Origin of the sequence: Synechocystis sp. LEGE 06083 (assembly GCF_015207725.1) — a bacterium.
GTDB classification, from domain to species: domain Bacteria; phylum Cyanobacteriota; class Cyanobacteriia; order Cyanobacteriales; family Microcystaceae; genus Synechocystis; species Synechocystis salina.
This window is the reverse complement of record NZ_JADEWJ010000005.1, coordinates 25256-33703: the sequence shown is the minus strand read 5'-3', so window position 1 is coordinate 33703 and position 8448 is coordinate 25256. Positions and strand designations below refer to the sequence as shown.

The following is an 8448-nucleotide window of genomic DNA, read 5'->3' as shown; positions in this document are numbered from 1 at the left end:
ATTCCCTTAACTGCTCCAGGGAAAAAAAGTGTTGCAACACCGCTCCCCCAGCATTGGAAGCTCCCCCCGTTAACCATAAATTGCCCAAACGATGGCTATAAATACCGCTGGCCAAATCCGTGACTGGTTTGACGCTCAACAACTTCAGCACCAAAGTGGAACCTAGGGAAGTGACCGCTTCCCCCGGTTGCGTTGCACCACTGGCTAAAAAAGCCGCAATACTGTCCGTGGTGCCACTGCAAACCTGACAAGTGGGGGGAAATTTGTAGGAATTAACCACAGAAGATGACAGAAGGGCGATCGCCGTGCCGGGAATGGTAACTGGGGGCAAGAGAGAAAACCAAGGGGCATTTTTTAACCAATTAGGATAGGTTAAAGTTTCGGGATCGTAGCCCAGTTTAAGGGCATTGTGATAATCGCTAATCGGTCTGCCACCGTGGAGCAAACTTGCTAGCCAATCCGCCTGGTGACAAAAGTAACGAGCTTGCTGAAATTCCGATTGTTGGCCATACCAAAGCAATTTGGCCAGGCTAGAAGTGGCACTTTGCACCAAATGATCCGCCGGGGCCATGGCTGACAGTAAATGCTTAACCTCCCGGCCCCGGTCATCGTTATACAAAAGCGGCTCCATTAAAACATTGCCCTGGCTATCCAACAACAAAACAGTGGAAGAGGTGCCATCAATGGCGATCGCCTGGATTTGACTTCTTAGTTCAGTGGGAATTTGTTCAAGAAGGGAAAATAAACTTTCCCGCCAGATGGTGGGTAATTGTGGGCCGGGAACCTGTGGGAACTGGACTTTTTCCTGCCAAATTAACTCTTGCTTAGCATCAATCACTGCCGCCCTGGCCCCGGACGTACCAAAGTCCATACCTAGGAAAAATTGCGGTGCCTCAACTCTCCCCATAGGACTGACCCAACTGAAAGGCGATCGCCTTGGTTTGCATCATCTTAAAAATGTTATAAAAACCATTGGCCCGACTGGGGGTAAGGCTCACCTGTAAGCCCGTTGCTTCGATGAAATCCGGGGTTAACTCGACAATTTCCTGGGGGCTTAAACCGTTCAAACCTTGGATCAGTAACGCCACCAAACCCTTGACCAATTGGGCATCGGAATCCCCCTGGTAGATTACTTTGCCATCTTCGAGATCAGCGGTGATAAAAACTTGGGACACACAGCCCTGCACCTTATTGGCGGGAATTTTTGCTTCCTCCGGCATGGGTTCCAACTTCTTGCCGTACCACAACAACTGCTCGTAACGTTTTTTGGGTTCAGTGTGCCGTTGAAAACGTTCGACAATCTTTGCAAGGTTGGGGGGTAAAGTAGCGTTGGCCATGGAAAAATTAGGAAAAATAATTGAGAACCGCTTGGCAAAGTCTGATGCTGGCTCCGAGATCAACCCACCCCAGCTCCAACAACAATGGGCGTGATGTAGCTTTCCTCCAGGGTTGGGGAAACCGGAGACCAGTCAAACCCACTCTGGGCTCGTATCCATTGTATCCATTGCTGAGCAAGGCTCGATAATGCTGTTTTTTTCTCTCCCTTGGCAGAGAATAGGACATTTTTATTGGTCGCTAAATTCTCGTTTTTTTCCATGGCATAATCAGACTTGACCTTGAGCCGGGTTGATTAACTATGCATTTCCACAGCCTAGAGTCTTGGCAACATTCCCATAATTTTGCCAACCAACACCAAAGTCCCGCCGAAAAAAACACCAAAATTGTTATGGTGCTCACCGCTGTCACCATGGTGGCGGAAATCATTGCTGGCACTGTGTTTGGTTCCATGGCCCTATTGGCGGACGGTTGGCACATGGCCACCCATGTTGCGGCCTTTGGTATTACTTTGTTTGCCTATCAATATGCCCGTCGCCATGCCAGTAATCCCCAATATACCTATGGCACCGGCAAAGTTAGTGTCTTAGGAGGATTCGCCAGTGCGGTGGCCCTAGGGGTAGTGGCTTTTATGATGGCATTTGAGTCCGTTGGTCGTTTTTTTGACCCCCATGGCATTCAATTTTCCGAGGCGATCGCCGTGGCCATTTTGGGACTGTTGGTTAATCTGGCTAGCGCCTGGCTGTTACAAGACCATGACGACCATCACCACCATGGCCACCACCACGATGCTCATCACCATAACCACGGACACCAAGACCATAATCTCCGGGCGGCCTATTTCCATGTGCTGGCCGATGCCCTAACTTCCGTCCTGGCCATCATTGCCCTAGTGGCCGGTAAGTTTTGGGGCTGGATTTGGCTAGATGCGGCCATGGGACTAGTGGGAGCGGCGGTAATTATCAGATGGGCCTATGGCTTAGTGCATGACACCAGTGCTATTCTCCTCGATGGTTCGGTGGATAAAAAAATTCAATTAGAAATTCTCACCGCCCTGGAAACTGACAGCGATAATCGCGTTACGGATCTCCATGTTTGGTATCTGAATGAGAATTATCTAGCGGCCACCATTGCTTTAGTCACCCATTTTCCCAAAAGCCCGGAATACTATAAACAACAACTGAGCCATATTTCTGCGTTAGCCCATGTAATCGTGGAAGTAAATCCCTGTGCGGGAGAGTCTTGTTCCGCCGAGTCATCCACCGTTGGCGCCACAGCATCTAGGCCACTGACTCTATAATTGTCACTTTTAGCAAAAACCTAATTACAAAGGTTCAGGCAAAAGGCGATCGCCGATCCCAACTGTTTTGCCGTCTATGCTCAAATCCCAAAATTAGGTTAAATCTGCTTTAGCGGTAATGAATGTCACAACACACTTCTCTATCGGGTTCCAGCGTCGATAACAAATCCAGCCTTGCCAAAACTGGTTTGGGGACTTTTGGTGGGGTTTTTACCCCGTCGATTTTGACCATCCTCGGCGTGATCATGTATTTACGCTTTGGTTGGGTGCTGGGCCAGGTGGGTCTATGGCAAACTTTGCTCATTGTCACCCTGTCCACCGCCATTACCTTTTTGACAGGGCTGTCCATTGCGGTGATCGCCACCGATCAAGTGGTTAAGGCAGGGGGAGCTTACTACATGATCAGTCGCTCCTTGGGCATTGAAACCGGTGGAGCAGTGGGGGTTCCCCTCTATTTTGCCCAAGCTTTTTCCGTGGCTTTATACACTTTAGGTTTTGCAGAAAGTGTGGTGCGGGTGATGCCGGGCTGGAATTTAACCCTAGTGGCCGCCATTACCACCATCGGGGTGACCCTACTAGCTTTAAAATCTGCTCAGATTGCGATCCGGGCTCAGTATGTGATCATGGCGGCGATCGCCATATCGCTAATGTGTTTAGTTTTTGGCCATCCGGCGACGCCTTATACAGGAACCGTGGAGATTGAACCCCACAGTGCTGGATTTTGGGCCGTCTTAGCAGTCTTTTTTCCGGCGGTCACGGGCATTATGGCCGGGGTCAATATGTCGGGGGACTTGCGAGATCCCCAAAAATCAATTCCCTGGGGCACATTGGCGGCGATCGCCACGGGGTACGGCATTTATTTAATTATTCCCGTCATTCTTTATTTCCGGGCTGATCCGATTACGTTGCTGAATGATCCTTTAGTGATGCGGCGCATTGCCCTCTGGGGAGACAGTGTTTTACTCGGGGTTTGGGGCGCAACCCTTTCCAGTGCCATCGGCAGTATTATGGGCGCTCCCCGCATTCTTCAGGCCCTGGCCCGGGATAATATTCTCCCTTCTCCCCTACGGTGGTTGGGCCGGGGGGAAGGAGCAGAAGATGAACCCCGCCTCGGAACCCTATTTACGTTGGGCATTGCCTTGGCCGCCGTGGGCATTGGGGATTTGAATCTCCTGGCCCCCATTCTGACCATGTTTTTCTTGACCACTTACATGGTGTTAAACATTGCCGCCGGGGTCGAGGGCTTCTTACAAAGTCCTTCTTTCCGCCCTAGTTTTAAAGTTCATTGGGGCTTTTCCTTGGCGGGAGCAGTGGGCTGTATTGGGGTTATGTTTTTAATTAATATCACCGCCACCATTTTGGCCGCCGTGGTTGTTCTGGGAGTTTATTTATGGCTAGAACGGCAGGAACTGGCCTGCACCTGGGGAGATGTGCGCCAAGGTATGTGGATGACGTTGGTGCGGAGTGGGCTGATGAATATGACCACCATCCCCGATCCTAAAAATTGGCGACCTCACCTGTTGGTATTTGCGGGTAATCATCTTAAACGCTGGCATTTAGTTGAATTGGCGGCGACATTAACCCATAACCGTGGCCTAGTCTCAATTTTTAATATTTTGCCCCTTGATGTTAGCAATCCCCAGCGCCAGGATAACCTAACGGCGATCGCCCAAGCAGACCTAGACCAGGCCAATATCCAAGCGTTTTTTCGGGTTAAAACCGCCCCTGACCTCTATGAGGGTATGGAACAATTGGTGGAAACCTATGGCCTTGGCCCCCTGATTCCTAATACCGTACTAATTGGCCATCCCAATGAATTACAAATAGACCGCTATTGTCAATTTTTAACCTTCTGTCATCAGAGTCAGCGCAACGTGATTATTTTGCGGGACGGAACAAACCATCGGCGATCGGAAAAATTTCCCCTAGAAAGTGTCCTAGTTACCCCTGACAAACTTCACGCACCCAAACGGATCGATGTCTGGTGGGGCGGACTGCAATCTAATGGTGGCTTAATGCTGATTTTGGCCTATCTCCTCCGCAATAGTTGGCAGTGGCATAACACAGAAATTTGCCTGAAGCTAGTCGTACCGGATCTCAATGCCATGCAGTCAGCCGAGTCCAACTTGGTTGCCTTGGTTCAACGTTTACGCATCGGAGCCACACCTCAAATTATCAACGCTGAGGGTAAGCCCTTTGCTGACATTCTCTTGCAATCTTCCCAGGATGCAGACTTTGTTTTGCTTGGACTAGCTAGGCCCGATGACCCAATGTTTGCTGATTCTTCTGATAGTTCCTACGCAAACTATTATCAACAACTCCACGGGCGTACCCAGCATCTTCCCCCAACTCTCTTTGTTCTCGCATCAGAGGATTTGAATTTTGCCCAGTTACTCGAAAAAACTTAGGTTGGATTAATCTTCAGGTTACTCGAAAGCTTACATCAACAACTGAGCCAGCAAGCCTCCCAAGAAGGCATATCTTTGAATTAATACATTGTCTATGCGCTAACACGAAAAGTCACCCAAAAATATCTGATGGAACCCGTATTACCTGAAAGCAGGGAAGAACAACTGGCTTCATTTCTTAGTCTTGTCAACAATTTAGGCACAGCCACATCAGAAGATATTCAATTAGCTTTAGACTCACGGGAAACAGTAACTCCTGAAGAGGAATTAACCCCAGAAATTACGGCGAAATTTCAACAAAAAATAAGAGCAAACTCTTAATTGAGGGACTATGAAGACAAAAACATAGGCTTTTACCGAAAATAGGCAAAGGTACTACACAAATCATGCCCTCCTGTGAACCATCATAGTTTCGCTGGCCAAATGCGAATATAAAGATTAGTAAAGAAAATTTACGCCTAACTCCAACATCAATTCCAAGACTATCGGGACGACTGACCGACTAACATGGTTGTCTCTCGATCCAAATTAGCTAATGCCTCTTGGATTAAATCAACTTCCCGTGCTTCAAACAAAACCTCACCGCACTGGTCGCAAACCCAGGCAGGAATATTGTTCCAAGACACACGGTAACCATTTCGTTCAACAAAAAAAGGTGCAGTTCCCCGCCGCATTTTGGCTCTACAACACCAGCATTTCATTGTTGAATCCTCCTTCTTAATCCATCACTTATATTCAAGAACAGAGACCATCAGTAGGAGTTAGGCATGATGCAACATATAGCTATGGCTTCTTGACAGCCATCATAGATTCGCTGGCCAAATGCAAATATAAAGATTAGTAAAGAAAATTGACGCCTAACTCCAGCCTAACTCCAACATCAATTGCAAGACTATCGGGACGACTGGCCGACTAACATGGTTGTCTCCCGATCCAAACCCGCCAATGCTGATTGGCTTAGGTCAACCTCCCGTGTTCAATTTAGCAATTATCGATTTCTCTCTGAATTGTTTCAAGCTGGGATAACAATTTGGGAATATTGTCCCGAATAATGCTCCAGACGGTATCGTTATCAATGCCCAAATAGCCGTGAATAAGACGATTGCGGGTGGCAATAATCTGTCGCCAGGGGACCTCTGGGTGCGTAGCTCGTATCTCGTTAGGAATATGGGTGGCCGCCTCGCCAATTAGTTCTAAGTTTCGTAGAGTAGCATCATAGTTCATTTCGCTGGCGATAAAGGTTTCCTGATCTATTCCTGTGGTGTAGGCCAGCACCTTTCTAGCAAAGCAAATCATGTCATCAATGTAGAAATGCCATTCCCGGTTAGGAAATTTAGACATCTATTTTTTCCTGTTCGATGTAGGGGCGTAATTCTGGTCTGAGGGCCTTTTCTGTTACTAAGTCCACGGCACAACCTAATAAGTCTTCTAGATAAAACTGGACTCCGAAATACCGGTGGGATGTGGCAGGCCCATCAAAGCTGACGAGAATATCTACATCACTATGGAGACCAGCTTCATCCCTTGCGGTGGAACCAAACAGTGCCAACTGGGTAACACCAAAACGAGATTGTAAATCTGGCTTACTTTGATTCAGTAATTGCAGGACAGATTGGCGTTTCATTGTACATAGATAACTTTACCCACTGAGGAACTATTCCACTAATCCCAATACCCATTGCACCAGGGTTCGTACCGGATAACCCGTGGCACCGGCATTGTGTACTCCATTTTGTTTATCCGTCCATACCGGGCCCGCAATGTCCAAATGGGCCCAGGGAGTTTCCTTGATGAACTGTTGCAAAAATAGCGCCGCCGTAATGGAACCACCAGCCCGAGGCCCCGTATTTTTCATATCAGCAATGGGGGATTTGAGGCCTTCAAAATATTTGGCTTCCATGGGCATTTGCCAGAACTTTTCCCCCGCCTTATCCGCCGCCGTTTTCAGTTGATCGGCCAACTCCTGATCGGGACTCCACAAACCCCCAATGTCATCCCCTAGGGCCACAATGCAAGCTCCGGTTAAGGTGGCCAGATCAACGATCGCCTCTACGCCTAATTTTTCTGCAAATACCAGGGCATCGGCCAGGGTGAGACGACCTTCCGCATCGGTGTTATTCACCTCAATGGTTTTGCCGTTGGACGCAGTGAGAATATCCCCTGGGTGCATCGCCTTACCGCTGATCATATTCTCCGTGGCGGCACAGATGAAATGCACTTCCACATTGGGCTTTAACTGGGCGATCGCCTTGGCCGCCCCCAGGGTAGCACCGCCGCCCCCCATATCCATTTTCATCGTTTCAATACCACTGCCGGCCCCTTTAATGTTCAAACCGCCGGAGTCAAAGGTCAGACTTTTCCCGACAATGGCCAGCTTTTTGGTCGGGTTAGCAGGGCGATAGGTGAGGTGGATAAATTGGGGTGGTAAATCGGAGGCTTTTGCCACCCCCAGAAATGCCCCCATGCCCAGGGCTTCGCATTCCGACTGCCCCAGCACTTCCAACTCCAAGCCATAGGTTTGGGCTAAGTCGGTGGCAATTTCCGTAAAAGTTAGGGGGGTGACTTCGTTGGCCGGGGCTGCCACCATTTCCCGGGCCAGAATGACCCCAGAGACAATTTTTTCCGCCTTGCTAATGGCCATTGTCTGCTCCCCTAGCCCTAACAATTCCACTGTGGTGAGCTTAATTTCCTTATCTTCAGGATCGGATTTGAAACGATTGTCCTGATGCAGGGCTAACAAAATTCCTTCCGTTAAAATTGCTGCTGTGGCCGCTGGATCATGCTCCCGTTGGGGCAAACTAATCCCCAGGGTTTTAACCTTTTCCGCCTTGGCTAACCGGGCGATCGCCGCCGCCCCATCTCCTAAAACCTGGCTGTTAAATTTTTCGATTTCCCCCAGTCCCACCAGGATTAGCTTTTTAACTGGGGTTTTACTGCCCACCCGGGCCACTAACTTTTGTCCCGCTTTACCTTTGAACTCCTTTTCCTCTATTAATTCCCGCAACACTCCCTCCAGGCGATCGTCCAATTGGGCCAGATCACCGCTGATTTCCGTCGCATTTTCAAAAAATCCTAGGGCCAGGGCATCCCCCTGCCAAGTCAAAGCTGTGTAGTCGGTTCCACGGATCTGCATCACTGTTTGTTTCTCTGTTGAGGGATTGTCCGCCCTCTATTTTGCCACACTCCCATAACGGCTGGCGATCGGGGTAGTCAATACCACGGCGAGGGGATTTAACCAAAGAGCTTGTCAAGGGTGATACTTCTTGGTATGTTGTTAATGCACTAAAAAAGCCGGGATAGCTCAGTTGGTAGAGCAGTGGACTGAAAATCCTCGTGTCGGCGGTTCAAGTCCGCCTCCTGGCATCGTTAAACGCTAGATATATCAAGGGTTACAACCCCTAAACA

11 protein-coding genes and 1 tRNA gene are annotated in these 8448 nt (G+C 49.0%); 5 read left to right on the top strand and 7 right to left on the bottom strand.

The annotated features are described in order from the left end of the window. From IQ219_RS00840 to IQ219_RS00830, 3 genes are all read right to left on the bottom strand, one after another. Positions 1–907: FGGY-family carbohydrate kinase (locus IQ219_RS00840; protein ID WP_194071417.1), on the bottom strand; the 907-nt coding region annotated here is incomplete at its 3' end. Continuing rightward, a complete protein-coding gene (locus IQ219_RS00835; RefSeq protein ID WP_190599683.1) occupies positions 894–1337 on the bottom strand; it encodes a SufE family protein in 444 nt (147 codons plus the stop codon). The genes IQ219_RS00835 and IQ219_RS00840, both read right to left, overlap by 14 nt. Positions 1338–1396: 59 nt before the next feature. After that, positions 1397–1597: a hypothetical protein gene (locus IQ219_RS00830; RefSeq protein ID WP_194071416.1), complete on the bottom strand. Its 201-nt coding sequence runs from the start codon at positions 1595–1597 to the stop codon at positions 1397–1399. 39 nt (positions 1598–1636) lie between these two features. Here IQ219_RS00830 and dmeF point away from each other — a divergent pair, with 39 nt between their 5' ends. The 4 genes from dmeF to IQ219_RS19885 all read left to right on the top strand — a co-directional run bounded on the left by dmeF (position 1637) and on the right by IQ219_RS19885 (position 5364). Continuing rightward, the gene (gene dmeF, locus IQ219_RS00825; RefSeq protein ID WP_194071415.1) at positions 1637–2635 is read left to right on the top strand and encodes a CDF family Co(II)/Ni(II) efflux transporter DmeF; all 999 of its coding nucleotides are present in this window, start codon (positions 1637–1639) and stop codon (positions 2633–2635) included. Between the two features lie 122 nt (positions 2636–2757). Further along, positions 2758–5043, top strand: a complete 2286-nt coding sequence (locus tag IQ219_RS00820) for a Na-K-Cl cotransporter (protein ID WP_194071414.1) — start codon at positions 2758–2760, stop codon at positions 5041–5043. A 9-nt stretch (positions 5044–5052) separates the two neighbouring features. Then, the gene (locus tag IQ219_RS20450) at positions 5053–5127 is read left to right on the top strand and encodes a toxin-antitoxin system HicB family antitoxin (RefSeq protein ID WP_368667540.1); all 75 of its coding nucleotides are present in this window, start codon (positions 5053–5055) and stop codon (positions 5125–5127) included. Positions 5128–5172: 45 nt separating this feature from the next. Continuing rightward, the gene (locus IQ219_RS19885; RefSeq protein WP_228016612.1) at positions 5173–5364 is read left to right on the top strand and encodes a hypothetical protein; all 192 of its coding nucleotides are present in this window, start codon (positions 5173–5175) and stop codon (positions 5362–5364) included. A 161-nt stretch (positions 5365–5525) separates the two neighbouring features. On the opposite strand, the gene IQ219_RS00810 is transcribed toward IQ219_RS19885, so the two are convergent. From IQ219_RS00810 to IQ219_RS00795, 4 genes are all read right to left on the bottom strand, one after another. After that, positions 5526–5744 (bottom strand): YgiT-type zinc finger protein, encoded by a 219-nt coding sequence (locus IQ219_RS00810; protein ID WP_194071413.1) that lies wholly within the window; start codon positions 5742–5744, stop codon positions 5526–5528. 280 nt (positions 5745–6024) lie between these two features. Continuing rightward, positions 6025–6384 (bottom strand): DUF86 domain-containing protein, encoded by a 360-nt coding sequence (locus IQ219_RS00805; protein WP_194071412.1) that lies wholly within the window; start codon positions 6382–6384, stop codon positions 6025–6027. Continuing rightward, positions 6377–6667, bottom strand: a complete 291-nt coding sequence (locus IQ219_RS00800) for a nucleotidyltransferase family protein (RefSeq protein WP_190599677.1) — start codon at positions 6665–6667, stop codon at positions 6377–6379. Before IQ219_RS00800 ends, IQ219_RS00805 begins: the two co-directional genes overlap by 8 nt. Positions 6668–6697: 30 nt before the next feature. Then, entirely contained in the window at positions 6698–8176 is a 1479-nt protein-coding gene (locus IQ219_RS00795) for a leucyl aminopeptidase (protein WP_194071411.1), read from the bottom strand. A gap of 157 nt (positions 8177–8333) precedes the next feature. Between IQ219_RS00795 and IQ219_RS00790 the strand changes: the two genes are divergently transcribed. Further along, positions 8334–8406: transfer RNA gene (locus tag IQ219_RS00790), tRNA-Phe, on the top strand. Positions 8407–8448: the final 42 nt, after the last annotated feature.

Excerpts from the sequence above, each read along its gene's own strand:
- IQ219_RS00835 (WP_190599683.1), bottom strand. The coding sequence starts at position 1,337 with ATGGCCAACGCTACTTTACCCCCCAACCTTGCAAAGATTGTCGAACGT.
- IQ219_RS00830 (WP_194071416.1), bottom strand. The coding sequence starts at position 1,597 with ATGGAAAAAAACGAGAATTTAGCGACCAATAAAAATGTCCTATTCTCT.
- dmeF (WP_194071415.1), top strand. The coding sequence starts at position 1,637 with ATGCATTTCCACAGCCTAGAGTCTTGGCAACATTCCCATAATTTTGCC.
- IQ219_RS00820 (WP_194071414.1), top strand. The coding sequence starts at position 2,758 with ATGTCACAACACACTTCTCTATCGGGTTCCAGCGTCGATAACAAATCC.
- IQ219_RS19885 (WP_228016612.1), top strand. The coding sequence starts at position 5,173 with ATGGAACCCGTATTACCTGAAAGCAGGGAAGAACAACTGGCTTCATTT.
- IQ219_RS00810 (WP_194071413.1), bottom strand. The coding sequence starts at position 5,744 with ATGAAATGCTGGTGTTGTAGAGCCAAAATGCGGCGGGGAACTGCACCT.
- IQ219_RS00805 (WP_194071412.1), bottom strand. The coding sequence starts at position 6,384 with ATGTCTAAATTTCCTAACCGGGAATGGCATTTCTACATTGATGACATG.
- IQ219_RS00800 (WP_190599677.1), bottom strand. The coding sequence starts at position 6,667 with ATGAAACGCCAATCTGTCCTGCAATTACTGAATCAAAGTAAGCCAGAT.
- IQ219_RS00795 (WP_194071411.1), bottom strand. The coding sequence starts at position 8,176 with ATGCAGATCCGTGGAACCGACTACACAGCTTTGACTTGGCAGGGGGAT.